Below are 26,895 nucleotides of genomic sequence, written 5' to 3' on the forward strand. Positions count from 1 at the left end.
TCACTCCATGTCGAAAGACCCATCTCCCTCCCCCGACCTCCACGCCGTCGTCGAAGCCCTGGCCGAGGCCTCCACGGCCCTGACCGAAATGCCCCTGGGCCGCCGGGAGTTTCCATCCCGCACTGCCGTGGCGGCCCTGGTGGAGGACCTGCGCGCCCTGCTCTTCCCGGGCTATTTCGGCCCCTCGGAGCTCACGGCCGAGACCCTCCGCTACCACCTGGGCGCCCGGATGGATCGCGTGCTCCACGGCCTGTCGGACCAGATCCAGCGGGGCCTCATGGCCACGGACCCGGCCTGCACCGAGTGCCGGGCCCGCTCCGTGGCGCTGGCCCAGGCCTTCCTCGCCCGGCTACCCGCGGTGCGCCACCTGCTGGCCACGGACATCCAGGCCGGCTTCGAGGGCGATCCCGCGGCCACCAGCCCCGAGGAGGTGCTCTTCTCCTATCCCGGGCTTCTGGCCGTGGCCAGCCAGCGTCTGGCCCACGAGCTGCTGAAGCTGGGCGTGCCCCTGCTGCCCCGCATGATCACCGAACACGCCCACAGCCTCACGGGCATCGACATCCATCCCGGCGCCCAGATCGGCGAGCGCTTCTTCATCGACCATGGCACGGGCGTGGTCATCGGCGAGACCTGCGTCATCGGCCGGAATGTGCGCATCTACCAGGGCGTGACACTGGGCGCCAAGAGCTTCCCCCTCGATGCCGAGGGCCACCCCGTCAAGGGCGTCCCGCGCCACCCGGTGGTGGAGGACGACGTCATCGTCTACTCCAATGCCACCGTGCTGGGCCGCATCACCCTCGGGAAGGGCTCGGCCATCGGCGGGAACGTGTGGCTCACTCGCAGCGTGCCCCCCAGCAGCGTCATCACCCAGGCCAACGAGAAGGACGGGATGCCCTCATGAGCGTCTTGCTGCGCTTCGTCTTCTCGGCCATCGGCCTGCTGGTGGCCTGCTCCTTCGTGCCGGGTCTGGGCCACGGCTCCTTCCTGGACCTGCTCATCGTGGCCGTGATCCTGGCGGCCCTGAACACCACGGTGGGCAGCTTCCTGAAGCTCATCGCCCTGGTGCCCATGGCCTGCTCCTTCGGCTGCTTCAGCCTCGTCATCAACGGTCTGGTCTTCTGGCTGGCCGGCATGCTGTCAGCGAAACTTGGATTGAACTTCACGGTGGGCGGCTTCTGGGCGGGCTTCTTCGGGGCCCTGGTGTCGAGCGTGGTCGCCTCGGTCCTCGGCGCCATCTTCATCCCCAAGGACCGGCAGCGCCCGCAGGGCCCGCCGCCTTCGATCAAGGTGGTGAACTGACCCCGGACTGCCCCAGGAGCCCGCGCACTGCGGCCTCCGTGGCCTGCAGGAGCGCCTCGGCGCTGGGGTAGTCCTCAGGATGCAGGGGCCGACCCACCATGATCCGGTAGGTGCCGGCCCGCACTCGCCAACCACCCCTGGGCAGGATGTCCACGCCGCCCTGAATGGCGAAGGGGACCATGGGCACTCCCGTCTCCATGGCCAGGGTGAAGATCCCCTTCTTGAAGGGCAACAGGCGCCCGTCGAAACTGCGCGTGCCTTCAGGGAAGGCGGCGATGGACTGGCCGCCGCGGATGCGCCGGGCGGCAGACCGCAGGCTCTCCAGGGCCGTGTCCCGGCGGCTCCGGTCGATGAAGATGAAGCCCGCCAGCCAGATCACCCAGCCCAGGAAAGGCACCCGGGCAAGCTCCCGCTTGGCAATGAAGACGGGCCTGCCGGGCAGGGTGGAGATGACCAGGGGTGGATCGAGCAGGGACGTGTGGTTGCCCGCAAAGATGACGGACTGGGTGCCGTCCCGGATCGCCGCCGGTAGGCCCTCCCAGCCTTCCAGCTCCCGGCGGATGCCGAAGGCCCAGGCCGTGGCGCGGATGTAGCGCGGAGCCACCGCCCAGAAGGCGCCTGCTCCGCCCAGGAAGGGCGCCAGCAGGAAGCAGAGCACCACGGCAAGGGCCAGGGCCAGGGAACCGGCGGCCCAGACGAGCAGGGGCCGCAGGAGGGAGCGGTGCACCATGATCCTACTGGGGCGGCAGCAGGACCGCGTCCTTGAGATACACCGGGAACTGCGGGATGTCGCCCATGCCCCGGCGCCACTCGGTCCGCACCTTGGCGATCTTGTCCACGGCCTCCATGCCCGAGACCACGCGGCCGAAGGCGCAGTAGCCGAAGCCCTCCTCGCTGAAGCCGTGGGGATCCAGGCTGGGGTTGTCCACGAGGTTGATGTAGAACTGGGACGAGGCGCTGTGGGGATTCTGGGTGCGGGCCATGGCGATGGTGCCCCTGGCGTTCTTCAGGCCGGCCTTGAAGGTCGAGCCCACCTCGTTGAGGATCGGGTCCCGGGTGGGCTTCTCCATCAGGGTGTCTGTCATACCGCCGCCCTGGACCATGAAGCCGTCGATGACGCGGTGGAAGATGGTGCCCTTGTAGAAGCCGTCCTTCACGTACTGCAGGAAGTTCGCCACTGTCTTCGGTGCCAGTTCCGATTCCAGCTCCACCACGATGGGGCCATAGCTGGTGAGCAGCTGCACCCGGGGCTTGGCCGCGGGGGTGGGCGCAGGGGCTGAGGCAGGCTGGGGGGCGGGCGCCTGGGCGACTAGGGGCAGGGCGAGGACCAGGGTGACGAGGGCGGATCGGATCACGGGGACTCCAGGAGTGGACACTTCATTCTGCCGGGAATCGCCGGGAAGTCCCCGCTATCGTGGACGCATGCCCTTCATCGACCTGCCCACTTGGCTGCTCTCCCTGCTCCTGGCCCCCTTCGGCCTGGTGATGGGCTCTTTCGGCAACGTGTTGATCCACCGCCTGCCCCAGGAGGAGCCCGCCGACCGGAATGTGGTCACCAAGGCCAGCCACTGCCCCGGCTGCAAGGCGAAGATCAAGCCCTGGCACAACGTGCCCCTGCTGGGCTGGCTGTGGCTGCGCGGCAGGTGCGCCGCCTGCGGCTGGAAGATCCCCGTGCGCTACCCGCTGGTGGAGCTGCTGGCTGGGCTGCTCTTCGCCGCCTCGCCCTGGCTCTTCCCCTTCGGCACCCTGATCTGGTTCAAGGGCCTCCTCTGCGGCTTCGCGCTGATCGTCCTGTTCTTTACGGACTTCACTGAGATGATGCTGCCGGACGCGCTGCAGTTTCCGCTCATGGCCCTGGGGGTGCTACTCACCCTGCCCCAGGTGCTGCGGCCCGAGGCCCTCGTGCAGATCTGGACCGGCGGCGGTGCCCTCGTCCAGGCCCTGGCCTTCCACAACGGCCTGCAGCCGGCTCCCGCCTGGGCTGGCTTCGAACCGGCCGTCACCTGGCAGGCCAGCCTCATCGGCCTGGCCGTGGGCTACGGCGTGCCCGCCCTCATGAACCAGATCTACAAGGCGATCCGCAAGACCGACGGCCTGGGCATGGGCGACTTCAAGATGCTGGCCTGGCTGGGCGCCTTCTGGGGCTGGGCCCCCATGCTGGGAATCCTCTTCCTGGGCGCGGGCCTGGGCGCCGCCGTGGGCGTGCCCCTCATGCTCATGCGCAAGGGCGACGGCCAGACCATGCTGCCCTTCGGCTGCTTCCTGGCCCTGGCCGCACCCCTCGTGGTGTTCTTCGGGCGGGCGCTCTGGCTGGGCTACCTGGGCTGGGTGGGCTAGCAGGCAGGGCTTTCAGGAGAATCCTTGATCGCGGCGTTCGCGCCGTGAATCGCCCGCGGTAACGGGCGGGATGGCCTTTCCCCATCTCTGCGTTCACGCCTGGCGGCTGGAGCGGGACAGATTCCTTGCTGTAGCGCAGGCGCGCGCTGATCATGTCCTTTATCTGGCCCCCTTTGGACCGTGCCGGGAGGACTCATTGGCCGAGTTGGTGCCCCTCGATGTCATGCTGCTCTCGCAGCTGATGCAGGTGACGCTCAGCGTGGTACTGCTGGTGGCGATCCTCGGGCTGGTGCGGCTCTTCCATCACGAGGCCATCGCCACCCTGGCACGCGGCTGGGCCTGTTTCCTCATGCTGCTGGTGTTCTCGCTGTTCTACGTCATGACCTTCAAGACCCGCCAGCCGTGGCTGTGGCAGGCCACCGCGGCGGCCGCGCAGGACATCACGGTGGTGGCCATGTGGTGGCTGTGGCGCCCGGTCGCCGGAAAACTATCCGGAAGGCCGGAGGAGCGGTCTTGGCGGCGCGACCGGACCTGGCAACTGGTGGTCGGGCTCGGCGCCATCACCTGGGACACCCTCGATGCGTTGAAGGTTCCCTGGATCCCGCCGAACGTCCTGGACCATGTCTTCGCCGCCGCCTTCCTCTGGCTCGCCTGGATCACCTGGCGGGAGAGCCGCATAGCCACGCGTAACGCCGGAATGCTGCGCTGGCTTGCCTTCGGCTTCCTGCTGTTCACCTTCCGCGCCGAGGCATCCATTCTCCTGCTGCCGACCGGGGGCTTCAACACGGCCCGGTTCTCCCAGCTGGCCCTGGTGGCCGGTCTACAGATGGCCCAGGTCGCATCATTCGGCGCCATCTGCCTGGTCGTATCCCTGAGCCTGGAGCAGCTCGCCATCTTCGAGCAGTCTGAGCGCCTGCGCAACGCCGAGTCGCGCCTTTTCAAGGCGCGCCACCTCGCCAGCCTGGGCGACCTGGCGGCCCGTGTGGCCCACGACTTCGGCAACGTGCTCCAGGGGATCTCCACTGGCGTGGAATTGGCGAGAGAGGATCTGCCCGGTTCCTCTCCGGCCGTGAAGTCCCTGGACCTGGTCGCCCGCCAGGCAGAGCGGGGGAAGGCCCTGGTGGCCCAGCTCCTTGGCTACGCCCGGGCAGGGGCTGCCCCGGCCGGCCATTGCGTCCTCGATGAGTACCTGGTCCTGAATGGGGACTCCATCGCGCACCTCGCTGGCGACGGGGTGACCGTCCGCATCAGCACTGCCAGCCCCGGCGCCGTGGTGCCGCTGGACCTCACGTCCCTGGATCGAATGCTGATGAACCTGGTAGCCAATGCCAGGGACGCCAGCCAGCCTGGCGGCGAGATCCGGATCGAGTCCGCCCTGGAGACCGCGGCCCTCCCCAAGCGGGGTGAGACCCTAGCGGAGGCGCCCGGCGAGTGGGTGCGCCTCCGCGTCGCGGATGCAGGAGTAGGCATCCCCCCCGAGGTCCGGGAGAAGATCTTCGAGCCCTTCTTCAGTACCAAGGGGTCGCAGGGGACAGGACTCGGGCTGGCGACGGTCGCCGCCATGGTCGCCCATGCGGGCGGGGACATCACCGTGACCAGCGAGGCGGGAGGCGGGACCTGCTTCGAGGTGCGCCTGCCCAGAGTCCCCGCCCTTCATCCGTGAACAGCGCGACAACCTGCTAATCGCTCAGCAAGTTTGTCCTGTCTCCGGCACTCCTGGGTCAGGTTGAACCCGAACACCTCAACCGGTCCCCAACCCTGGGAGGTGGCGGAAGTATCCTTCACTCTCTCAGGCCGGGTCGGATGGCGAGCACCTCGAGGCGCTTGTTTCCGGCGGGTCGCCGCCAGACCACCTCGTCGCCGGACTCGGCATGCAGGAGGGCCTCGGCGAGGGGCGAGACCCAGCTGATCTTCCCGAGGGCGGCGTCGGCCTCGTCCTCGCCCACGATGCAGTAGATCTCGACCCGCCCCGCCTCGTCCTGGACCTCCACGGTCATCCCGAAGCGGACCTGGTCCGGAGCGTGGACCGTGGGATCCACCCGGACGGCGCGCTGGAGCCGCCCCTCCACCCAGCGCAGGTCCCGCTGCACCGTGGCCAGTTCGTGCGGGTCCGCGAGCTTTCCGGCCTCGAGCAGGTGGTCGCGGCGGACGGCGAGGTCACTGGCAAGGGCCTCCAGCTGCCGGAGCCCGGTGGGCGTCACGTAGTTGGGGTGGGGACTCTGGGGACGCTCGGGCACCTCCTCCGGGCGTCCCGCGTCATCTGGGTCCTTGACGAAGGCTCGGTTCACCAGCTGCTCCTGGACGTGGCCGCCTCACCCATGGGATGGTGCGGTCCCCGGCCCCTGGCTGAGCTCCATCAACACCCCGCCCGTCTCCGCTGGGTGGATGAAGGCCACGCGGCAGCCATGGGCGCCGTTCCGCGGAGCCTGGTCGATCATGCGCACGCCCTTGACCAGCAGGTGGGCCACGGCACCATCGATGTCATCGACTTCGAAGCAGACGTGGTGGATGCCAGGGCCGCGCTTCGCCAGGAACTTGCCGATGGGACCTTCGGGATCAGTGCTCTCCAGGTATTCCAGGGTGCTCTGGCCCACGGGGAAGAAGGCCGTCTTCACCTTCTGTTCGGCCACTTCTTCCGTGTGATCGGGGGCCATGTCGAAGAGCCGCGCCATGCGCGCCATGGCCTCGTCCAGGCCCGTGGCCGCGATGCCCAGGTGGTTGATGCGGAGCAGCTGCATGAGGCCTCCCTCGCCAGTGTAAGGGTTTCGGGTCAGAGACGGCAGGGAGGCCGCCAGGTCCCGGGTCTGGTTGGTTCCGACAGAGGGCCATTCTGGCTCCCCAACAGGGCGTGGTCTGCAGGTGAGCGGGGAGCATCCGTGGCGCCGCGTCCTCAGCTGTCATGCTCGGGGGATGACTGCGCGCGCCCGGTTCTGGACCATCATGCTGACCCACACTGGGCTGGCGGCCGGCACCTACATCATGGGCAAGGCGGCCACCGCGCACTTCCCCGTGCTGGCCCTGGGCCTCTTCCGGTTCCTCCTGGCCGCCCTCTGCTTCCTCCTGCTCATGGGCCTGCGCGGGACGCGCCTAGGCCCACTGCTGCGGGAGGACTGGCGGGGCTTCCTGCTCTCCGGATTCCTCGGTGTGGTCCTGAACCAGCTCGGGTTCCTCTGGGGACTGAAGCTCACCCTGCCCTCGCATGGGGCCCTGCTCTACGCCCTCACGCCGACCGTGGTCCTCCTGCACGGCTGGCTAAAAGGCACCGAGAAGCCCACCCGGCGCAAGCTGGCCGGCATCGTCCTGGCCTTCTCCGGGGTCGCGTGGCTGTTCAGTAGTCGCCAGGATGGCACCCTGCCGCCCACCTGGCTGGCCGGGGACTTCCTGATCCTGTTGGCGGTGGTGGCCTGGGCGGCGTTCACTGTGCAGAGCCGTCCCCTCCTCCTGAAGCACGGCCCGGAGGCCGCCACCAGCTTGACGATCCTCCTCGGGACGGTCCTCTTCCTCCCCGTGGGCGCCTTCGGTCTACGGGACTTCCACCCGGCGAGCATTCCTTTCTCGGCCTGGCTGGGCGCAGCCTATCTGGGCTTGGTGTCCAGCGTGGTGATGTACCTGCTGTGGTTCCGCGCCCTCAGCCTCCGGGAGGCCAGTCGGGTGTCCATCGTGGCCAACGGTCAGCCCATCCTCACGGCCCTGCTGGCCTGGGCAGTCTTTGGCACGCCACCGACCGCAGCCTTCGGCGTGGGAGCCGCCCTCGTCATCGCGGGCGTAGTGATCGCCCAGACCTGATTCAGTGCTGGCAGGCGGGTGCCATGCCCAGGCTGACGGTCCCGTCGGTCACGCGGACCTTGCCCTTGCTGCCCAGGAAGGCGATGACGCCGTCGAAGTCGAAGCTGTCGCCGTGGCAGTTGCAGTAGATCGCCGTCTGGCCGTGGGCTGCCGCGGAGGCGGCGCGGAGGTCGTCGAGGGTGCAGGTCCCGCCCTTCTCCATCAGCAGGCTCAGCAGGTCGTGGCCATAGAGGGGTTCGGACATGGGGATCTCCTATTCAGGAGCCGGAACTCCTAAACACATTCTAACGCTTGGGCCGGTGATTCCGGTCACGACACCAAGGACAGCGCCACTTCCCGAATGAGGGGCTCGGGGCTGAGGTTCCTGGGCAGGTGCCGCAGGGCTTGGAGGGCGGCCTCCTGGGGCGCCTTCAGGTTCCGTTCAGGCGTCGCCAGCGCCGCCAGCGCCTCCCGCCAAGGGGCCAGGGCCGGGGTCTCACCGGCGCGGATCCGGGCCAGATCAGCCAGCAGACGCAGCAGCAGTTCCAAGGGCTGCCGCAGCTGCTCGCCCTGGGCCATGGCAGATTCCTTCTCGGGCAGGAGGGGCTCGGAGGCTTCGCCAAAGGCGCGACCACCCATCAGGGCGAGCCAAGCCTCCAGCTGGGCCTCGGCGCGACGGAAGGCGGACTCGTCCAGGTGCCTCAGACTGCCCTCCCCCAGGGCCAGCCAGCGGTCGTGGTCCGCCTCCCGCCAGCCGTTCCGCTGGGCCACGGCCCAGGCCTCCCGGGGGGCCAGGGGCGCGAAGGGGATGCGCTCGCAGCGGCTGCGGATGGTCTGCAGCAGGGCCTCGGGGCGGTGGGTGACCAGGATGAAGTGGGTGTCCTGGGGCGGCTCCTCCAGGGTCTTGAGCAGGATGTTGCCGCTGGACTCGTTGAGGCGGTGCGCCTCCTCCACCAGGATCCAGCGGTGGCAGCCCATGGCCGGGGCCAGGGCGGCCCACTCGATGACCCCGCGGCTGAACCGGGGCTGGTTGTTGGAATCCAGACCTTCGCGGATCTGGTCAATTCGGATGACGCCCGCCTTGCCCTCGGGGGCGATGCGCAGCAGGTTGGGCAGCTCGAAGGGCAGGTCCTCCCCCTGGAACATCCGGCACCCCTCGCACTGGCCGCAGGCGGTCCTCCGGAAGCAGAGCTCGCGTTGGGCCAGCTCCAGGGCCACGCGGCGCTTCCCGATGCCCTCGGGGCCCACAAACAGCAGCGAGCCGCGGATGCGCCCGCCCTGCAGCCGCTGGAGCAGGCGCTCGCGGATGGCTTGGTGGCCGGCGATGTCGGGCGAATACATCAGTCGACTCCGAACCCGGCGTTGCGCAGAAGGGGGGCCACCCGCTGCCAGATGGCGGCCTCCACCTGATCCACAGGATCCCGCGCGGGGATGAGGGCCACCCGGTTGGGATGGTTCTGGGCAATGGCGAGGAAGCGGTTCCGCACGCGCCGGTGGAAGTCCACTTCGGCCTCGTCGAAGCGTGTCTCCGCGAACTCAGCCCCCAGCGACAGGTTCCGCACCTCGACCCGCTGCAGGGACACCTCGGGGTCCATGTCCAGCATCACGGTGAGATGCGGCTTGAGCCCCCGCAGCACCAGCTCGCTGAGCCGGTCCAGGGACGACTCCGCCACGCCGCTGGCCCCCTGGTAGGCGCGGGTGGAATCCTCGAAGCGGTCCACCAGGACGACCTTCCCGGCCGCCAACGCCGGGCGGATCACGGTCTCCAGGTGCTGGGCGCGGTCCGCGTAGAACAGAAGCAGCTCGGCCTCCGCGCACCAGGTCTCCCCGCTGCCGTGGCGCTCGAGCAGCAGGCGCCGGATCTCCCGGCCGAGGGCCGTGCCGCCGGGTTCCTTCGTCACCACCAGGGGCAGGCCGAGGCGCCGCAGGCGCTCCGACAGGTGGAGCAGCTGGGTGGACTTGCCGGACCCCTCCACGCCCTCGATGGTGATGAACACGCCCTGCACGGTGCCTCCGTGGTTCGAGGATACCCGGCCCGGCTGGAGGACAGAGCCGTTACACAGTGCTATCCTGCTCGAAACACCAGGAGTTCCAGGTGGCCGAAGCGATCCATTGCCCGAGCTGCACCACCCGCTACCGCCTTCGCCCCGAGCGGCTGAAGCCGGTCATCCGGCGAGCAAAATGTTTTTCCTGCGGCAGCGTGTTCTCCGTGGGGGACGTGGTCCAGCGGCTGCTCGCGCCCCCGGTGGAACCGTCCCTGGATGACTTCTTCCCCGAGAGCATCGAGTCGATCCACCTGGACGATCCGACGCCCGCCGCACCCCTGCCATCCTCCCTGACCCTGGGTGACCTGGATGTGGCCGACGAGGAGATCCTAGAAAAGACCCTAGTGGCCATCCCCGAGTCGCTGCCCGAGGCGAAAGCCGAAGCCCCCGCCTTCCCGCCCGAGATCACAGAGACCACCCTGTCGGGCTACACCTCGGCCCGGGATGCCATCGAGAAGCTCTTCGGCAGTTCCCCCGCCGCTGGAAGCATGAAGCTCAACCAGGACTCCCACGCCGTGGACATGGATGCCGCCCTGTCCGCCCTGGACACCACGCTTGGGCCCACCCCCGCACTTCCCCGCGCCACGGGCACCGAAACCCAAGGGGACAGCCCCACGGCCTCGGGGCTGACGGAGGAGGACCTGGCCGGACCGTCCAGTTCGACCATGCGCCTGACCCAGGAGGACATGCAGGCCATCATCGCCTCCGCCTCCGCTCCCGCGGAGCCCACCGTGGCGCTGCGCGCCTCGGACCTGATCACAACGCCGGAACCGTACCGGGACCTGGTCGCGACGGTCCCAGTCACCCGCTCCTTCGCTCCCCTCCCCGAGTCCCCCGACACAGGCGCCGAGTTGCTGCGGCTGAAGATCGGCGAGGACATCTACGGTGGTCTCACCATGCCCCAGCTGATGGCCTGGGTCGAGGAGGGCCGCATCCTCGAGAACCACCTCGTGGCCCGTCAGCACAGTGAGAACTGGCTGGAGGCCCACAAGGTTCCGGGCCTGCGGCCGGTCTTCGAGCGCCTCCGCCGCGAGCGGAGTGGTGGCGCCCCCAGCCTGGATTCCGGCATCGGGGATGCCTCCTCCAAGAAGAGCCTCTTCGGGGGCCTGTTCGGAAAGAGCTGACATGCAGATGCTATTTCTCCTCGCCGCCCTGGGCCTAGCCCAGGAACCACCCCTCCAGATCCCGCCTCCGGTAGCGGAAGCGCCAGCCCAGGCACCCGCGCCTGCGCCACCTCCGGCCCCTGCCCCGCCCCCCAAGGCCACGCCCGCAGCACCCGAAGCACCCGCCGCTGTGGTTTCCGCGGCTCCGCTGTCCTTCTATTCCGAGACCTTCCCCTTCGCCTGGGATCGCGTCATCCCCCTGACCGCCAATCTTGATGGGCTGAAGGTCAGCAGCATCTTCTTCAACAAGCGCGTCATCCAGCCCGGGTTCTTCAACCTCCTGAAGGGTGCCGAGTTCGGCACGAGGGCCCAAGTCGAGGTCACGAACACCGGCAAGTTCGCGAAAGTGGCAGGCTTCGCGGTGGCCGTGGTGGACAAGGAGGGGCGCCTGATCGGCGTGGCCTCCGGCGGCACCAAAGTCGGCACCATCAAGCCGGGCGAGACCGAGACCTTCGACCTGAACTTCACCCAGGTGAAGGAGCGGCTGGCCATGGGCGACAAGTTCTTCCTGGCCATCGAACTCAGACCCTAGTTCGCTTCCTGCTCGTGATAGTGCGCCAGCAGTTCAAGTGGCGTGACCGTGGCGGTCCCCACCTTGGCCACCACCACGCCGGCAGCGGCGTTGGCGAGCATGGCCGCTTCGCGCCAGTCGCCGCCTGCCGCAACGGCGGCGCTGAAGGCGGCGATGACGGTATCGCCGGCGCCGCTCACGTCGAACACCTCGCGGGCCTCAGTGGGAATCATCCAGGGCGCCGCGTGTTCCTCATCGGGCGCGAACAGGGCCATGCCCCGCTCGCTGCGCGTGACGAGCAGGCCCTTCAGACCAAGCTCGGCCATCAGGGCCCGACCCGCGATGGTCACTTCCATATCCGACCTGGCTTCGCGAGTGGTGAGCTCCGAGGTTTCCTTGGTATTGGGCGTCATCAGGGTGGCACCACGGTAGAGGGCCTTGTGAGCCGGCTTGGGGTCCACGATCCAGGGGATGCCCCGGGCGACACAGAGGGCGCGAACCGTGTCCATGACCGGCTCGTTGATGGTGCCCTTGGCGTAATCCGAGACGATCAACGCCGAGGCTGAGCTCAGGGCCCGCTCCAGCCGGTCCTTCAGGCCCAGGAGCACCGCGGCGTCAGGCATGCCCGGATCCTCCCGGTCGATACGAAGCATCTGCTGCTGCTGCCCAATCACGCGGGTCTTGATGATGGTCGGGCGGGAGGTGTCCAGCACCAACCCTGAGATGGACACGCCCAAACCCGTCAGCAGGCCCAGCACCCGGTCCCCCGCCGCGTCCTTCTGCAGGGTTCCAATGAGCAGGGGCTCTGTGCCGAGGGCCTTCAGGTTGGCCGCCACATTGGCTGCGCCGCCCAGCACCGCCCGCTCCCGCAGCACCCGCACGACGGGCACCGGCGCCTCGGGCGAGATCCGGTTCACTTCACCGAACAGATACTCGTCCAGCATCACGTCACCCAGCACGGCCACCTTCCGGCCCTCCATGCGCTGGAGCAGGGACTCGGCCTGGGCGCGGTCTAGTCTCACAATTCCACCTTCTTGGCCCCGTCCACCAGCATCACGGGGATGCCATCCTCGATGGGGTAGAGTAGCCCGCAGGACTGGCAGTGCAGACCCTCCAGACGCTCCACGAGGTCGCCGTGGCAGGCTGGACAGCAGAGGATCTCGAGGAGGCGCGGGTCGAGGGGCATGGGGGTAGCTTATCGGAATCAGGAGGTGACCGTGAGCCACCCGGTCGAGGCGTTCCGCTCGACCCACGACAGCCTCTAGCGAAAGAACACCAGCGTCTCGATCAGAAAGAGGGGGAGCAGCACCGCCGCGGACCACCCCATGTATGCCAGGAACGAGGGCATCTCCAGCCCACTGTGCTCGGCGATGGCCTTCACCATGAAGTTCGGACCGTTCCCGATGTAGGTGTTGGCGCCCATGAACACGGATCCGCAGGCCACGGCCTTCAGGAGCATGGGTGAGCCTTCTGCCAGGGCGCTCAGGGAACTTCCGGCAAGGCCCGCCTTCGCCGCCGCCAGGGAGGCGAAGGTGAGGTAGGTCGGGGCATTGTCGAGAAAGCTGCTGAGCAGGCCGCTTGCCCAGAAGAGTTGCCAGGGCCGTTCCAGCGGCAGGCTCGCCGCATGTGCCTGCACCAGATCAAGGGCTGGGAGCATGGCCCCGAAGATGCCCAGGAAGAGGGCGGCCACTTCCCCCAGGGGTTCGAAGCTGAAGTGGTTCCTCCGGAATGGAACTGAGCCTGCCGGGCTCCGCCTCCGCCACAACGCCACTCCGGTGATGAGCCCAAGCGCCAGGATCTGTGCCAGTTTACAGAGAGCCTGAGCGAGGGTTTCGCCATATTTTGCATGCAGCAGGGGGAGCAGCAGTTGGCCCGCGCCGACCACCACCGCCAGGATCCCCAGGAGCAGCCCCACGTTCACCCAGCCCTCGACGTGGAGCGGGCGCTCGGCCAGACGGAGATCCTCGGCCAGGGCGTGCTTGATCTCCAGTTCCTCCCGGTGGAAGACAATCTCGTCCACGAAGTGGAACACCGTGAGCAGCATGGCCTGCAGCAGCGCCCACTGGGGCAGGAGCCCCAGCGTCCATGTGAAGGGGACACCCTTGAGGAAGCCCAGATAAAGCGGGGGGTCCCCGAGGGGCGTCAGGAGGCCGCCTGTGTTCGAGACCACGAAAATGAAGAAGACCACCACATGCACCTTGTGCCGTCGGCGGCGGTTGGCATGGAGCAGGGGTCGGATCAGTACCATGCTGGCCCCGGTGGTGCCCATCACATTGGCCAGAAGGGCGCCCATGGCCAGGAAGGCCGTATTCAGCCAGGGCAGGCCGGAGAAGGCCCCGGAGATGTGGATGCCCCCACTCACCACGTAGAGCGAGGCCAGTAGGGTGATGAAGGCTAGGTAGTCCAGAAGGGTTTCCAGCAACCTGGCCGAGTCTCCCGCCACCGCATGATGAAAACTGATGCCCGCAAGGCCGCAGACCAGGGCCAGCATCCACTTGCTGGACTGCCGGCTCCACCAGCCAGACGTCCTCGTGAGGAGCGGTAGGATGGCGATGGCGCCCAGCAGCAGCAGGAAGGGCGCAAACCCCGCGATGGCTGACCACGGCCCCAGCACCCGAAAGCAGTCCAAACCCGGCCCCCCTGCGGGGGCGAGAGTTGTTCCCGGATTCAACACCGGACGCCTAGAAGGTCTTGGCGATGGTTAGCGTCACGCGATCCTTGCCGATGTTGCGGCCCAGCAGGTTCTTGTAGCCAGCATCCTTAGTGTCGGCGTTGGTTCCCGCCAAGGCGAAGGTGTAGCCTTTGATCTCCTTGGCGATTCCCAGCTTGTAGTCCGTGTAGTCGAACAGGCTGTTCACCGCAGCATCACTTGTGTTGTAGGTGGTCTTCCCGCCGTGGGCCAGGATGGTCCAGCCGCTCTCACCCAGAGGGAAGGCCAAGCTGAGATCGATGTAGCTGGAGCCACTGGCCTTCGCGACCCCAAAGTTGCCGTCGCTGACGACCCGTGAGTATTTGAGGCTCGCCCAACTGTAGCTCAGACCCAAGTATGCTTCCGTGGTGTTGGGGGTGTAGCCGGGGACGGCCTTGTAGTCACCCGGGTAGAGGTAGCGGTAGAGCCCGACATCCAGCGTCCAGTCCTTGGCGAATCCCCACTTGTAGCCCCCGAACAGATCGACCTCCACGCCGGCGGAGACCGGACCCGAGGAGAAGGAGTCCGAGATCCAGGTGATGTTGCTCAGGGCGGCGCTGACGTAGAAACCCGAGGGGTGCACCAGGTCGAGCTCAGCCTGGACCGTAGGCTTTCCGTCCGTCTGGGTGAGCCCGCGGAAGATGTATTGGGAGCCAAGCGTGGTGTAGCCCGTCACCGCGAAACCCAGGAGGGTGGGCGGGGTCGGAGGTGCGGGGGCTGCCGCGGGCACGGCGGGGGACTGAGCCAGCAGGTGGGCGGTCAGGGCCGCGGCCAGGGGAACGATGAAGAGTCGACGCACGAGAGCACTCCCGAAGAAAGTCAGATCATTATTGATAAGAAGATCCTGTAAGGAAAGGGGTGGTTCTACCCCTTCCAGCCTGGCCGCGCCGCGAGCCGCTGATCTGGGAGTCGGGCCCAGGCGTGAAAGTGTTTCCAGGTTCAGTGGTGACGCATGGGTTCCGGTGTCAGGGCCTCATTGTCGACTTCCCCGGTTCGGATGCGGATGACCTGCTCCAGGGGGCGCACGAAGATCTTGCCATCGCCCACCTCCCCAGTCCGGGCGGAGTCCAGGATCGCCTTGACGGTGACGGCCACGAAGGGCTCCGAGACCGCGATCTCGAGCTGGATCTTCTCGTGGAACTCGTAGACCATCGGCGCGCCGCGGTAGGTCTCCAGGGCGATCTTCTCGCCGCCGTGGCCCGCCACCCGGAGGATTGTCATGCCGGTGACTTCCGCGGCGAACAAGGCTGTCTTCACGTCCTCGAGCTTCTCTGGCCGGATGATGGCTGTGATGAGTCTCATGCCTTGCCTCCGATGGGTGCGGTTGTCGTCATGGGCTTAGGAAGGATCATCACGGGGGTGTTCACGGTGGAGCCATCCCCAGGGTAGGCCGGGGCGGAGACTTCATGGAAATCCAGGCCCGCCATTTCCTGCTCGGGTGTGACCCGCATGCCGATCAGCTTGTCCAGCACCTTGAAGAGCGTGAAGCTCGTGACACCCACCCAGACGAGGTTGGCGCCGATCCCGATGAACTGGGCGACGAGCTGCTTGCCACCCCCGTAGAAGAGTCCGGTCACGCCAGCGGCGGTGCCGTTGAGGCCCTGGCCGTAGGTGCCATCTGCGAAGAGCCCCAGCGCGATGAGGCCCCAGGCGCCGTTGACCCCGTGCACCGCGATGGCACCGACGGGATCGTCGATCTTGAGGGTGTTCTCGATGTAGAGCGCGGCGGCAACCACCAGGACGCCTGAGATGGCGCCGATGAGCACGGCCACTGGAGCGGTCACAAAGGCGCAGGGGGCGGTGATGGCCACCATGCCCGCCAGCATGCCGTTGACGGCCATGGAGAGATCAGGCGCGCCAAACTTCTTCAGAGTGTAGGCATACGCCAAGGCGGCACCTGAGGCCGAGGCCAGCATGGTATTGACGGCAACCACAGCGATACGGAGGTCGGTCCCTGCGAGCGTGGAACCCGCGTTGAACCCGAACCACCCGAAGGCCAGGATGAAGCAGCCCAGCACACCCATGGGTAGGTTGTGGCCAGGGATCGCCTGGGCCTTCCCCTTCACGTACTTCCCGATGCGAGGGCCGAGCACGATGGCACCCGTGAGGGCCATGACACCGCCGGTGAGGTGCACCACGCCGGAACCGGCGAAATCCACATAGCCATTGCCCAAGCCGATCTTGGCCAGGGAAGCCAGCCACCCCCCGCCCCAGGCCCAGCAGCCGAAGACGGGGTAGATGAGGGCCGAAGCGACGAAGCCGTAGATGATGAAGGCCGACAGCTTCCAGCGCTCAGCCATGGAGCCCGTGGGAATGGTCAGGGCCGTGTCCATGAACACCATCTGGAAGAGGAACATGGCGAAGGCCGAGACATCATAGGCCACACCCGTCAGGAAGAAGCCCTTGCCGCCGAACAAGCCCCAGACGTTGCCGCCGATCGTAGGCCCGATGAGCTTGGACATGCCTTCCGGAGCGCTCAGGGCGGCACCCATGGGCGCACCAGAACCACCCATCTGCAGGGCGTAGCCAACGGCCCAGAAGCCCAAGATGCCGATGCCGTAGACCATGAAGTTCATCATCATGGTGTGGGCGGCGTTCTTGGCGCGGGTGAAGCCGGTCTCAGCCAAGGCGAAGCCCGCCTGCATGAACATCACCAGGAAGCCCGCCAGCAGGACCCAGACAAAATTGAGCGCCACACGGGTCTGGCCCACGGCCGCGCCCAACTCTTGGATGGTCGGGGCGCCCGCAGTTGCGGCAGGCACGTTCTGGATGCCCCCCGTGGCGCCGCCGTTCGGGTCGGCAGCGAAGAGCAGGGGCGTCATGGCCGCAAAGGCCACCGCCACTGCGAAAAGCCTGTAGAGCTTCCGCCGGTCCATGAATAGTCCTCCTACGAAAGTCGGTGGATCGGTGTGGCCTGAGCACGGTGGGAATCCGTTGTTCCAGCTCAGGCCACGATCATGTGTGCTCCGATCCCGTCCCCCCAGTTCTCGGAACCGACCATCGGCCCCTCTGCTGGATTCCTTTGGCAGGGAGCGTGCCGGAACGAATTCTCCCGGCTAAGCTGTTCGCAAATGTTGACAAATAGCTATTTAAAACAAAAAATATCGACCAGTCGTCGCATTTTGAATACACAAAAATGTAGAAAATATTGAAATGAATTACATTTTTGTAATATTAAAGATTCCGGAAACGCTCAGGCTCCAGCCCGTGCTTTTGCACCTTGTAGTTCAGGATCCGTTCGGTGGTCTGGAGCAGGCGGGCCGCGCGGGAGCGGTTGCCCCGGGCGGACTTCAGCGCGTCCTGCAGCAGGTCCCGCTCGAACGCCGCCACCGCCTCACCCAGGCCCGTGCCCGGGAGGGTGCCAGAAACCTCCGCCGTCTGCAGCGAGGGAGGTAGGTGGTGCGCGTGGATCACCCCGCCTTCGCACACCAGGACGGCCCGCTCGATGGCGTTCTCCAGTTCGCGCACGTTGCCGGGCCAATGGTAGGCCGCCAGCATGTCGATGGCCGAAGTGGAAATGCGTCGCACGTCCTTGCCCTGGGCCGTGGCCACCTTCTCGACGAAGTGGTCCGCCAGCAGGAGGATGTCCGCCTGGCGCTCCCGGAGCGGGGGCATGAACAGCTCGAAGACGTGCAGGCGGTAGTAAAGGTCCTCCCGGAAGGTGCCGCCCCTGACGGCGGCCTCCAGGTCTCGGTGGGTGGCGGCGATGAGGCGCACATCCACCTTCACCGGGCTCACTCCGCCCAGCCGCTCGAACTCCCGCTCCTGCAGCACCCGCAGCAGCTTCACCTGGGTGGCCGCGGACAGCTCTCCGACTTCATCCAGGAAGAGGGTGCCGCCGTGGGCCAGCTCGAAGCGGCCCTTCTTCTGGTGGCGGGCGTCCGTGAAGGCCCCGGGCTCGTAGCCGAAGAGTTCCGACTCGATGAGGTTCTCCGGCAGGGCCCCGCAGCTCACCTTGATGAAGGGCTTCTCGGCGCGCGGGGAGTTGTAGTGCAGGGCATGGGCCACCAGCTCCTTGCCGGTGCCCGACTCGCCCCGGATGAGCACCGTGGTGCTGCTGGGGGCCGCCTGGGCCACGGCCTCGTAGACCCGCTGCATGGCGTGGCTGTGCCCGATGAGGTGGCGCAGGTCGTAGCGCTCCCGCAGTTCAAGGCGCAGCTGCTGGTTCTCCTCCACCAGCCGCTGCCGGTCGGCGGCCACCAGCTTGGCCACCTTCATGGCCAGGCCCACCATGGAGGCCGCGATCTGCAGCAGCTTGGTGTCCCGGTCGAAGTCGCGGTGCCGGTCATAGGGCACCGTGAGACAGAGGGTCCCGGCCGTCTTCTGGTCCAGGAAGATCGGCACACAGAAGAAGGAGAGCTCTGTCTTCTTGCGCTTCTGCTCCTTCAATACGCCCGTGCGGTCCAGGAACAGCGGCTCCTGGCTAGCCTGGGGCAGCACCACGGCCTTGCCGCTCACCAGCACCCGGCCGTTGATGCCCTCCCCCGCCTTGTAGTGGGCCCGCTCCGCCGCCAGCTTGGAGAGGCCCCGGGCGGCTTCGATGCGCAGCCCCTTCCCCTCCTCATCCGCCAGGAGGATGGCCCCGTTCAGAGCCCCGAAGGCCTCCGACAGGATCTCCAGCGCCTTGGGCAGCGCCGAGCGGATGTCCGAAGCAGCCAGGGCATGGCTCAACTCCAGCAGAGGGGAGAGAAGTAGGGCGTCCTCCGAGGGGGTCACGAGAGCCTCCAGTCAGGAGATTATACGAAATTGTAACAAACTTCATTTTAAATTACAATTTTGTAAAATTATCCCGAATAGTTCTCGTTCAGCGGACCGGCCCCCGGGTTTCCTCGCCCCTGCTTACCATCACGCCGTTGATGATGGTGCCGACGCAGTGGGTGGTGAACTCGAAAGGGTCGCCATCAAAAAGGGCCACGTCGCCGTCCTTGCCCTTCTCCAGGCTGCCCACGCGATCCGCGATCCCGAGGAGCTTCGCGGGGGTGATGGTGAGGGCCTGCAGGGCCTGATCGAAGGCGAGGCCGTTGGCGGCGGCCATGGCGCCCTCCCACAGCACCACCCGGGTCTTGGGGACATAGCCTTCGAAGCCGCTCTGAAAGCTGAAGGGGATGCCGGCGGCCTGCAGCCGGGCGGCGGTCTCCAGCGAGGCATTCTCCAACTCCCCAAAAGTGCGAGACATGGTGGGGTGGAGGATCACCGATACCTTCGCGGCCTTCAGCTCAGCTAGCACCAGGCTGGCCTCGGCACCGCCATCCAGCACGATGTCCAGGTTGAACTCCTGGGCGAGCCGCAGCAGCGACAGGATGTCCTGGGCCCGATGGGCCGTGGCCAGCAGGGGCAGCTCCTTGCGCAACACCTGCACCAGGGTCTCCTTGCGGAGGTCCCGGGCGGGCTCCTTGCCCTTTTCCGCCTCCTTCAGCTTGCGGGCGTATTCCTGCGCGGCCACCAGCTCGGCCCGCAGCATGGCGATCTGCTTGGCACGGGTGCCCGGGGCCTTCCCTGCCTCCCGGGATCGGGCACCGTCGCCGAGGGTGGCCGCAACCATGGCCTGGGTCTTCACCACTCCCTGGGTCACTTCGGTGGCGTGGGTCTTGATGACGAAGGTCTGGCCGCTGATCAGGGCGCCAGGGCCATGCCCGGTGTGCACAGTGGTTATGCCCAAGCTGCGCAGGTAGCCCACCAGGAGGTCACGGCCGTTGTACGCGTCGATGGCCCGAAGCTCGGGCTGGATGGGCGCCGAGCCCTCAAGCTGGTCCTGGTCGTGGGGCTGGTTGAGCAGGCCGGACAGGCCAACCGTGCTGCGTCCGTCCACGAGGCCCGGGACGGCCACCTTGGCGCGATGCACCACCGTTCCTTCGGGGAGCTTCACATCGGCGGCCCTGCCCACAGCCATGATCCTGCCGTCCTGGATGAGGACGATGCCATCGCGGATGGCGGGGCCCACCGAGGTGTGGAGGAGATCGGCGCGAACGGCCAGGGATTGGGCACCGAGGGATGCACTGAGGGAGAAGAGGAGGCCGAAGCGGATCACTGGTAGGTCTCCTCGGCTTCCATCGCCAGTAGGTGGGTCAGGTCGTAGGTGTCGTGGCTGGCGCCCTGGCCGCCCACTGCGTAGAGGCGATGCCTGGGATCGGCCCGATCGAACACCTTGGCCCCCTCCACCCAAGTCTGCTCCACATGGGCGTAGACGCTCAGGGGATCCGCGCTCAACACCAGGAAATCGGCATCCTTCCCCGGCTTGAGGGAGCCGATCCGTCCCTGCAGGTCCAGGAGCTTCGCCCCATTTAGGGTCATGGCCTCCAGGGCCCCCTGGCGGCTCATGCCCGCGCGCACGGCGAGGCCCGCCTCGCGGAGGAACCACCGAGAGTCGGTGATGGGATCGTCAGTATGGAAGGCCGCCAGCGCCCCAGAGCGCTCCAGGGCCGCACCGTTGGTCATGCGGATGTCCTTCGTCTCGAGCTTGCCGCCAGGACTGTCGATGCAGATGATCGAGGAGCCGAAACCACTTTTCGCGATTTCATCGGCCACCAACCATGCATCGCTCACGTGGTGCAGCACGACCTTGAAGCCGAATTCCTTGGAGAGGCGCAGTACCGTGAGGATGTCGTCGTGGCGGTGGGTGTGGTGGTGGACCACACGCTTCCCTTCCAGCACCTCGACCAGGGCCTCCAGGGCCAGGTCCCGGGCGGGGCGCTTCTTCGGGTCGTCCCCGGCCTCCCTGAGCCTGCGCTGATAGTCCTGGGCCTTCACGAACTGCTCCCGCACGAGGGCGGCGCTCTTCGCCCGGGTGCCGGGGAAGGGCCCGGAGGTGCGGCGGGAGTTGGTGCCGTTGGCCATCTTCATGCCGCCCAGGTAGCTCCCGTTCGGGCGCTTCTCCATGGCCAGGGCGTCCACAGTCTGGCCACCTCGCAGCTTCAGGTACATGGTCTGGCCGCTGAGCAGGTGGCCCGAGCCTGGCATGACGTTCACCGTCGTGATGCCGCCGGCGCGGGCCCGCATGACAGAGGCGCTGCGCAGGTTGAGGCTGTCGGAGACCCGCACATCCGGCTGGATGGGGGCCGTGCTGTCGGCCCCTTCGGCGCTGCCGATGTGGCTGTGGGAATCGACCAGGCCTGGCAGGACAACCTTCCCTTTCGCGTCGTGCCGCACGGCGCCGTCGGGGATGACCGTGGCCATGCCGCCCACCGCGAGGATCCTGCCGCGGTGGACCACCAGCACCCCGTTCTCGATCTCTGGCCCCTCGATGGGGATGATCCGGGCCCCGACGAAGGCCTGGGGCTTCTCCTGGGCCGAGAGGGGCAGAAGCGCGAGGCCCAGGGCCAGCGCGGGCAGCAATCGTGTCATGGGAAGCTCCGCCCTGAGTCTAGCCGGGGGCGGGACGCATTCGGCCGATTTTTGATGTCTGAACATGGTCATCACGCTGGCTTGACGGTCCGCCGCCCCATGCTTCAGGATGAGTCACCCCCTGGAAGCCCCATGACCCATCGGTTTACCTATCCCTATTGGAGCCCCCGCGCGGATCGCGCGTGGCGCGGCCAGGGTCCTTCCTAAGTTCCGGAACCTGCCACCCACCACCCCGATCCTTCCCAGGGATCGGGGTTTTTCGTTTCCTCAGGAAAGCCAGCGCCATGACCCACCAGACCCTCGAAAACCTCAACATCGATGGCTTCCAGCGGATGCCCTCCCCCGCCGAGGTCCACACGGCCCTGCCCGTGCCGGAGGCCGTCGCTGAGGCCGTGGCCACCGGCCGCCGCGACCTCCAGCGCATCCTGGCCCGGGAGGATCCCCGCCTCATGGTGGTGGTGGGTCCCTGCAGCATCCACGACCCCGTGGCCGGGCTGGACTACGCGAGGCGGCTGAAGGCCCTGGCCGATGAGCTCTCAGACACCCTGCTGCTGGTCATGCGGGTCTACTTCGAGAAGCCCCGCACCTCCACGGGCTGGAAGGGCTTCGTCAATGATCCCCGGATGGACGACTCCTTCCACATCGAGGAGGGCGTGCGGCAGGCCCGGGAGTTCCTCCTCCGCATCGGCGAGGTGGGCCTGCCCGCCGGCACCGAGGCCCTGGATCCCATCACGCCCCAGTATCTGGGTGACCTCATCGCCTGGACGGCCATCGGGGCTAGGACCTCCGAATCCCAGACCCACCGGGAGATGTCCAGCGGCCTCTCCACCCCCGTGGGCTTCAAGAACGCCACGGACGGCGACCTGGGCGCGGCGGTGAATGGCATCCTCTCGGCCTCCCATCCCCACAGCTTCCTGGGCATCAACGACCAGGGCCAGGCCGCCATCGTGCGAACCCGGGGCAATGCTCAGGGCCACCTGGTCCTGCGGGGCGGCAGCGGTCGCCCCAACTACGACACCGTAAGCATCTCGCTGGCGGAGACGGCCCTGCGCAAGGCGGGTCTGGCCGAGAACATCGTGGTGGACTGCTCCCACGCCAACAGCCTCAAGAACCCCCGCCTCCAGCCCCTGGTGCTGCAGGACTGCGCCCACCAGATCCTGCGCGGTAACCGCTCCATCGTGGGTGTGATGGTGGAGAGCTTCCTCGAAGAGGGCAACCAGCCCATCCCGACCGACCTCGCCCAGCTGCGCTACGGCTGCTCCGTGACCGATGCCTGCCTGGGCTGGAACGACACCGTGACCATGCTGAGGGAGACGCGGTCCCTGCTGAAGGCGGTGCTGCCGAAGCGCTGACCGCTGGCGCCCATTCAGTCCACCCGGGAGCGGCCACCTCAGCCGCGTCGCAAGGCCTCCGCCACCTGCCGCGACAGCTGGGTGCGGTTGAACGGCTTCTGCACCCAGGCGAGGCCGCCCTCATCCAGAACCTGCTGGGCCTCGCCGCCGAGGCTATGGCCGGAAACGAGGATCGCCTTGATCTTCGGGTTGATGTTGCGCATCGCCGTGAAGGTCTCCCGGCCCCCCATTCGTGGCATCACCATGTCCAGAATGACAAGGTCGATGTGTTCCCAGGACTGACGGTAGTAACCGACGGCCTCCTCGCCGTTCTCGCAGGTCGTGACCTTGTAGCCGAAGCTGCGGAGCAGGTCCGAGGCGATCTGCCGGACCAGGTCCTCATCATCCACGAGCAGGATGCGCGCCTGGCCCTGGACCGTGGCGGGGGCGGGTTCTCCTTCCGGACCAGCTTCCGCGTTCTCCAAGAGCGGCAGCCGGACGGCAAAGGTCGAGCCCACCCCCAGCTGGCTCTCCACCCGGACCCTGCCGTGGTGGTTCTTGACGGCGCCATGGACGGCCGCCAGGCCGAGGCCAGTGCCTTCTCCTACCGGCTTGGTCGTGAAGAAGGGCTCGAAGAGGTGCCTTTGCGTCTCGGCCGTCATCCCGGTCCCGGTATCCACCACGCAGACCTCCAGGTAGCGGCCGGCGAGGCTCTCCGGGTCCGCGGGGTCGGCTTGCTGCTCCACAACCGAGGTCGTGAACGTGAGCTTGCCCCCTCCTGGCATCGCGTCGCGGGCATTGACGGCCAGGTTCAGCAGCGCGTTCTGGATTTGCGTCGGGTCACCCAGAACGGTATGCGGATTGGCCTCGAGCTGCTGACGGATCTCGATCCGTTTGTCCAGACTATGCTCCAGGAGTGCGATGACTTCTGCGATCACCTTGTGAATGTCGACCGTGACGGAGATGTAATTGCCCTTTCGGGAGAAGGCCAGGAGCTGGTTCGTGAGGTCTGCAGCCCGCGTGGCCGCCGTGCGGATGTGGCTGGCGTATTTCTGGAGAACCGGATCATCCAGCCGGTTCAGGAGCATCTCTGAATAGCCGAGGATGGGCGTGAGCTGGTTGTTGAAGTCGTGGGCAACCCCGCCGGCGAGCTGGCCGACGGCCTGCATCTTCTCGGATTGGCGGAGCCGTTCCTCCGTCAGTTTGCGCTCGGCCATCTCGGCCTCGAGGCCGAGATTGGCGCTAGCCAGCGCCAGCGTACGTTCTTCGACGCGCTGCTCCAGCGTGGCCTGCCAGAGTCGCAGCGCTTCCTCGGCTGCTTCGCGCTCGTGGTATTGGTTCCGGATCACCCCGTCGGCATGGCGGACAATCAGGAACAGGAAGGCGTAGAGGAGGCCAAAGATCCCGACCACCCAGAAGACGGCCAAACGCTGGGTTTGATTAATAAAGACGAGGAAGGGTGTGACGTCGTCGTACACCTCGAACACCGCCTCGACGCCTCCCCCACTGGCCGACCGCACAGGGATATATGTCGAAAGCAGGTCGCGGTCCGCGATCTCCTGCTCGAATGCGCTGAAACGGTGGCGGTGTACCAGTTCACTACGGACGATTCCATCGCGGGCCCCCTGGAACCCGAGGTTGCCGCTCTTGTCATCGCCGATCTGCTTCGCCTCGGTGGAGAACAGCGTCCGGCCCTGCAGATCGTAAACCTTCACCTTGACCACTGAGAGGCCTTGCAGGTGTCCGACGATCGCGGCCTGGAACGCCTCCCGCTGAGGGTGTTCCCGGAGTTGCGCCGTCGGCAGAGTCTGCGCCACGGCGAGGTAGCTGTTGAGCTTTGGCCGCAGCGAGTTGGCCAGCGTCTGTGTCAGGGCTCGATTGTTCGCCTCTCCCATCACCACCAGGTTGTCCAGGGCGTTTCTGCGATAGAGCAGATTCAGCACTGCCGCAGCGATGGCAATCGAGATCAGGCTCGTCAGCGAGAAGTAGCGGAGAAGGCGGAACATGCGTGCGTGGCTCCCTGGGTGGGCAAACCCCTGGTGCGGCGGGACACCAGTATGGCAATTGGCCCTCGGGACATGGCACTTGATTACATCGTCAGGGCAAAAAACCACCGCTCCGCAACCCCACAGGCACCCCAAACCCCTCCAAGGCGCTCCCCGGCCCCCGCGTGGTTGGCCAAGTGCCGCAGTAAAGGGTCGGGCTGGTGGCCCGGCGGTGTTAGGTCTTCAGCGCCTTTGCCGCCAGCTCGAGCACATCCGTGGTGGCCACGCCCTCGTGGTTGGTTTCGCCAGCCGCGTTGTTCAGCATGACGTTGCAGAAGGGGCAGCCCACGGCGATGGTGGTGGCCTTGGTCTCGAGGGCCTGCTCGAAACGCTCGTGGTTGACGCGCTTGCCCAGGTGCTCCTCCAGCCAGAAGCGGCCGCCACCGGCGCCGCAGCACATGGTGGCCTCGCCGTGCTTCTCCATCTCCGTGAGCTTCACGCCGGGGATGGCGTCGAGGATGGCGCGGGGCGCCTCCACCTGGCCGTTGATGCGGCTGAGGTAGCAGGGATCGTGGTAGGTGAGATCCACGTCCACGGTCTGTTCCATCTTCAGCCTGCCCTCGCTGATGAGCTTGGCCACCAGCTCCGTGCCGTGCACCACCTCGAAGTTGCCGCCGAAGGCCGGGTACTCATTCCTGAGAGTGTTCATGCAGTGGGGGCAGTTGGTGATGACCTTCTTGACGCTATACCCCTTGAGCAGCTCCACGTTGGTCTCTGTGGCGGTCTGGAAGAGGTACTCGTTCCCCAGGCGCCGGGCGGACTCGCAGGTGCAACTCTCCTCGGTGCCCAGGATGGCGAAGGAGACATTCGCAGCCTTCAGCAGCTTCACCAGGGCCTGGGAGACCTTCTGGCCCGCGGCGTCGTAGCTGCCTGCGCAGCCCACCCAGAACAGGTACTCGGCCTCGGGGTTCTCGGCGATGGTGGGCACGTCAAGGCCCTCGGCCCACTTGGCCCGGTCAGCCTGGGCCAGGTTCCAGGGATTGCCCTGGCGCTCCATGCCCTTGAAGGCGGTCTGCGCCTCGGCGGGGAAGTTGCTCTCCTCCAGGGTCAGGTAGCGGCGCATGCCGATGAGCTTGTCCACGAAGGTGATCTGCAGGGGGCAGGCCCACTCGCAGTAGCCGCAGCTGGTGCAGGCCCAGATGGTGTCCTGGCTTATCCAGCCTTCCAGCTGTGTCTTGCTCCAGGGGGCGTGCTCCTCGTCGCGCTTCCACACGGAGCCCTCGGGCACGGGCCCGCCGATGAGCAGGCGATCCTCGGGCACGGCCTGATCCTGGCCCATCTGGGACAGAGGGGTGGCCTTCAGGTAGTCGCGGAGGTCATTGCCGAAGTCCTTAGGCCGAAGCGGCTTGCCGGTGAGCGTGGTGGGGCAGTTCTCCAGGCAGCGGCCGCACTCCACGCAGGTGTAGAAGTCGAGCATCTGCTTCCAGGTGAAGTCCTGGATCTTGTTGATGCCGAAGTGCTCGGCCTCCATGTCCATGGGCTTGAGGTTCTTGTTGGGCTCCAGGTCGCGGAAGTAGATGTTGAACAGCGATGTGAACACGTGGAAGTGCTTGGAGTAGGGCAGGAAATTGGCGAAGAAGTAGAGGATCGCCAGGTGCAGCCACCACATGGTCTTGTAGAGCACGGTCAAGGCGGGGCCGCTCAGGTCCCGCAGCGGCTGCGCAAGGGCCAGGCTCACGGGGGCCCAGGTCTTCCAGGCCGGGTTGTGCAGCCAGATGTAGGCTGCATCCGCCAGCAGGTCGGTGACCATCAACGCGCCGATGAGACTCAGGGTGGCCCAGGCATCCCAGGAGTTCTCCAGACGCCAGACCTTGCCCCGGATGCGGCGGGCCGCCGCCAAGCCTAGGCCCAGGAGCACCAGCACCTCGAAGATGTCCTTCGTAAATTGATAGCCATAGCCGAAGCGGCCCAGGGCCTCGGTCATGTGGAAGGCCGGGAACAGGCCCTCCAGAACCAGGCCCACGGAGCGCAGGCCCAGAACGCAGAAACCCCAGAAGATGAGGATGTGGTAGAAGCCTGCGTATTTGTCGCGGACCATGCGCTTCTGCAGCAGGGCCAGGGTGAACACGCCCTTGAGGCGCACCCAGGGCTGGTCGAAGCGGTTGTCCGGAAGGCCGGCCTTCAAGGTGGCCAGCCGCTGGCGGATGGTCCAGGCGAAGAACCCGAGGGCCCCCAGGGTCATGATCCAGAACAGCGCGATTTCCAGGGCCTTCATGGGGTCCCTCCATGGCGATCAACGATCCGAACGGTCCCCAGTGCGAGGCCGGGGGTCCTTGATTGTCCCACCTGATTGTCAGGTATGCAGTGGTCGAAGGCCCAGTGTAGCGGTGGCCATGCGAAACTGAAGTCCCGACCTGGAGTCAGGTCCC

General features: G+C 66.8%; 26 protein-coding genes. 8 read left to right on the top strand and 18 right to left on the bottom strand.

What is annotated here, in order from left to right; all coding sequences use genetic code 11:
* Positions 1-7 precede the first annotated feature (7 nt).
* The gene (locus WAS25_RS00370) at positions 8-901 is read left to right on the top strand and encodes a serine O-acetyltransferase (protein ID WP_422309197.1); all 894 of its coding nucleotides are present in this window, start codon (positions 8-10) and stop codon (positions 899-901) included.
* Positions 898-1,299 carry a phage holin family protein gene (locus tag WAS25_RS00375; protein WP_422309199.1) on the top strand — a complete coding sequence of 134 codons (402 nt, stop codon included), beginning with the start codon at positions 898-900 and terminating at the stop codon, positions 1,297-1,299. The genes WAS25_RS00370 and WAS25_RS00375 overlap by 4 nt, the downstream gene beginning before the upstream one ends.
* Here WAS25_RS00375 and WAS25_RS00380 read toward each other — a convergent pair.
* Both WAS25_RS00380 and WAS25_RS00385 read right to left on the bottom strand, forming a co-directional pair.
* A complete protein-coding gene (locus WAS25_RS00380; RefSeq protein WP_422309201.1) occupies positions 1,283-2,029 on the bottom strand; it encodes a lysophospholipid acyltransferase family protein in 747 nt (248 codons plus the stop codon). The genes WAS25_RS00375 and WAS25_RS00380 overlap by 17 nt on opposite strands.
* Before the next feature lie 4 nt (positions 2,030-2,033).
* Positions 2,034-2,651, bottom strand: a complete 618-nt coding sequence (locus tag WAS25_RS00385; RefSeq protein WP_422309269.1) for a peptidylprolyl isomerase — start codon at positions 2,649-2,651, stop codon at positions 2,034-2,036.
* A gap of 70 nt (positions 2,652-2,721) precedes the next feature.
* Here WAS25_RS00385 and WAS25_RS00390 point away from each other — a divergent pair, with 70 nt between their 5' ends.
* The gene (locus WAS25_RS00390; RefSeq protein ID WP_422309202.1) at positions 2,722-3,636 is read left to right on the top strand and encodes a prepilin peptidase; all 915 of its coding nucleotides are present in this window, start codon (positions 2,722-2,724) and stop codon (positions 3,634-3,636) included.
* 196 nt (positions 3,637-3,832) lie between these two features.
* Positions 3,833-5,299 carry a sensor histidine kinase gene (locus WAS25_RS00395; protein WP_422309204.1) on the top strand — a complete coding sequence of 489 codons (1,467 nt, stop codon included), beginning with the start codon at positions 3,833-3,835 and terminating at the stop codon, positions 5,297-5,299.
* Between the two features lie 118 nt (positions 5,300-5,417).
* On the opposite strand, the gene WAS25_RS00400 is transcribed toward WAS25_RS00395, so the two are convergent.
* Both WAS25_RS00400 and mce read right to left on the bottom strand, forming a co-directional pair.
* On the bottom strand, positions 5,418-5,924 hold the full coding sequence (locus WAS25_RS00400; RefSeq protein WP_422309206.1) for a GreA/GreB family elongation factor: 507 nt from the start codon (positions 5,922-5,924) through the stop codon (positions 5,418-5,420).
* 24 nt (positions 5,925-5,948) lie between these two features.
* Positions 5,949-6,374, bottom strand: a complete 426-nt coding sequence (mce, locus tag WAS25_RS00405; protein WP_422309208.1) for a methylmalonyl-CoA epimerase — start codon at positions 6,372-6,374, stop codon at positions 5,949-5,951.
* A 172-nt stretch (positions 6,375-6,546) separates the two neighbouring features.
* Here mce and WAS25_RS00410 point away from each other — a divergent pair, with 172 nt between their 5' ends.
* Entirely contained in the window at positions 6,547-7,422 is an 876-nt protein-coding gene (locus WAS25_RS00410; protein WP_422309210.1) for a DMT family transporter, read from the top strand.
* A 1-nt stretch (position 7,423) separates the two neighbouring features.
* Here WAS25_RS00410 and WAS25_RS00415 read toward each other — a convergent pair whose 3' ends face one another.
* The 3 genes from WAS25_RS00415 to tmk all read right to left on the bottom strand — a co-directional run bounded on the left by WAS25_RS00415 (position 7,424) and on the right by tmk (position 9,407).
* Entirely contained in the window at positions 7,424-7,666 is a 243-nt protein-coding gene (locus WAS25_RS00415; RefSeq protein ID WP_422309212.1) for a DUF2492 family protein, read from the bottom strand.
* 65 nt (positions 7,667-7,731) lie between these two features.
* On the bottom strand, positions 7,732-8,742 hold the full coding sequence (locus WAS25_RS00420; RefSeq protein WP_422309214.1) for an AAA family ATPase: 1,011 nt from the start codon (positions 8,740-8,742) through the stop codon (positions 7,732-7,734).
* Positions 8,742-9,407 carry a dTMP kinase gene (gene tmk, locus WAS25_RS00425; protein ID WP_422309216.1) on the bottom strand — a complete coding sequence of 222 codons (666 nt, stop codon included), beginning with the start codon at positions 9,405-9,407 and terminating at the stop codon, positions 8,742-8,744. The genes WAS25_RS00420 and tmk overlap by 1 nt, the downstream gene beginning before the upstream one ends.
* A gap of 89 nt (positions 9,408-9,496) precedes the next feature.
* Between tmk and WAS25_RS00430 the strand changes: the two genes are divergently transcribed.
* On the top strand, positions 9,497-10,570 hold the full coding sequence (locus WAS25_RS00430; protein ID WP_422309218.1) for a zinc-ribbon domain-containing protein: 1,074 nt from the start codon (positions 9,497-9,499) through the stop codon (positions 10,568-10,570).
* 1 nt (position 10,571) lies between these two features.
* Positions 10,572-11,141 carry a hypothetical protein gene (locus WAS25_RS00435; RefSeq protein WP_422309220.1) on the top strand — a complete coding sequence of 190 codons (570 nt, stop codon included), beginning with the start codon at positions 10,572-10,574 and terminating at the stop codon, positions 11,139-11,141.
* On the opposite strand, the gene rfaE1 is transcribed toward WAS25_RS00435, so the two are convergent.
* From rfaE1 to WAS25_RS00480, 9 genes are all read right to left on the bottom strand, one after another.
* Positions 11,138-12,142, bottom strand: a complete 1,005-nt coding sequence (gene rfaE1, locus WAS25_RS00440; RefSeq protein ID WP_422309222.1) for a D-glycero-beta-D-manno-heptose-7-phosphate kinase — start codon at positions 12,140-12,142, stop codon at positions 11,138-11,140. The two genes, WAS25_RS00435 and rfaE1, sit on opposite strands and share 4 nt — an antisense overlap.
* Complete coding sequence (locus WAS25_RS00445; RefSeq protein WP_422309224.1) at positions 12,139-12,306, bottom strand: Trm112 family protein; 168 nt, start codon at positions 12,304-12,306, stop codon at positions 12,139-12,141. The genes rfaE1 and WAS25_RS00445 overlap by 4 nt, the downstream gene beginning before the upstream one ends.
* 75 nt (positions 12,307-12,381) lie before the next feature.
* Positions 12,382-13,749: a sodium:proton antiporter gene (locus WAS25_RS00450; protein WP_422309226.1), complete on the bottom strand. Its 1,368-nt coding sequence runs from the start codon at positions 13,747-13,749 to the stop codon at positions 12,382-12,384.
* A 52-nt stretch (positions 13,750-13,801) separates the two neighbouring features.
* On the bottom strand, positions 13,802-14,608 hold the full coding sequence (locus tag WAS25_RS00455) for a TorF family putative porin (RefSeq protein ID WP_422309228.1): 807 nt from the start codon (positions 14,606-14,608) through the stop codon (positions 13,802-13,804).
* A 140-nt stretch (positions 14,609-14,748) separates the two neighbouring features.
* Positions 14,749-15,111, bottom strand: a complete 363-nt coding sequence (locus tag WAS25_RS00460) for a P-II family nitrogen regulator (protein WP_422309230.1) — start codon at positions 15,109-15,111, stop codon at positions 14,749-14,751.
* Positions 15,108-16,685 carry an ammonium transporter gene (locus WAS25_RS00465; protein WP_422309231.1) on the bottom strand — a complete coding sequence of 526 codons (1,578 nt, stop codon included), beginning with the start codon at positions 16,683-16,685 and terminating at the stop codon, positions 15,108-15,110. Before WAS25_RS00465 ends, WAS25_RS00460 begins: the two co-directional genes overlap by 4 nt.
* A 298-nt stretch (positions 16,686-16,983) precedes the next feature.
* On the bottom strand, positions 16,984-18,525 hold the full coding sequence (locus tag WAS25_RS00470; protein WP_422309233.1) for a sigma-54 interaction domain-containing protein: 1,542 nt from the start codon (positions 18,523-18,525) through the stop codon (positions 16,984-16,986).
* A gap of 88 nt (positions 18,526-18,613) precedes the next feature.
* Positions 18,614-19,837, bottom strand: coding sequence for an amidohydrolase family protein (locus WAS25_RS00475; protein WP_422309235.1), 1,224 nt, complete (start codon positions 19,835-19,837; stop codon positions 18,614-18,616).
* The gene (locus tag WAS25_RS00480; protein ID WP_422309237.1) at positions 19,834-21,150 is read right to left on the bottom strand and encodes an amidohydrolase family protein; all 1,317 of its coding nucleotides are present in this window, start codon (positions 21,148-21,150) and stop codon (positions 19,834-19,836) included. Before WAS25_RS00480 ends, WAS25_RS00475 begins: the two co-directional genes overlap by 4 nt.
* A gap of 284 nt (positions 21,151-21,434) precedes the next feature.
* Here WAS25_RS00480 and WAS25_RS00485 point away from each other — a divergent pair, with 284 nt between their 5' ends.
* A complete protein-coding gene (locus WAS25_RS00485) occupies positions 21,435-22,502 on the top strand; it encodes a 3-deoxy-7-phosphoheptulonate synthase (RefSeq protein WP_422309239.1) in 1,068 nt (355 codons plus the stop codon).
* A gap of 38 nt (positions 22,503-22,540) precedes the next feature.
* On the opposite strand, the gene WAS25_RS00490 is transcribed toward WAS25_RS00485, so the two are convergent.
* Both WAS25_RS00490 and WAS25_RS00495 read right to left on the bottom strand, forming a co-directional pair.
* Positions 22,541-24,487, bottom strand: coding sequence for a hybrid sensor histidine kinase/response regulator (locus WAS25_RS00490; RefSeq protein WP_422309241.1), 1,947 nt, complete (start codon positions 24,485-24,487; stop codon positions 22,541-22,543).
* A 214-nt stretch (positions 24,488-24,701) separates the two neighbouring features.
* Positions 24,702-26,741, bottom strand: a complete 2,040-nt coding sequence (locus WAS25_RS00495) for a (Fe-S)-binding protein (RefSeq protein WP_422309243.1) — start codon at positions 26,739-26,741, stop codon at positions 24,702-24,704.
* Between the last annotated feature and the right edge of the window lie 154 nt (positions 26,742-26,895).

It is taken from the genome of Geothrix sp., from assembly GCF_049292215.1.
Lineage (GTDB): Bacteria > Acidobacteriota > Holophagae > Holophagales > Holophagaceae > Geothrix.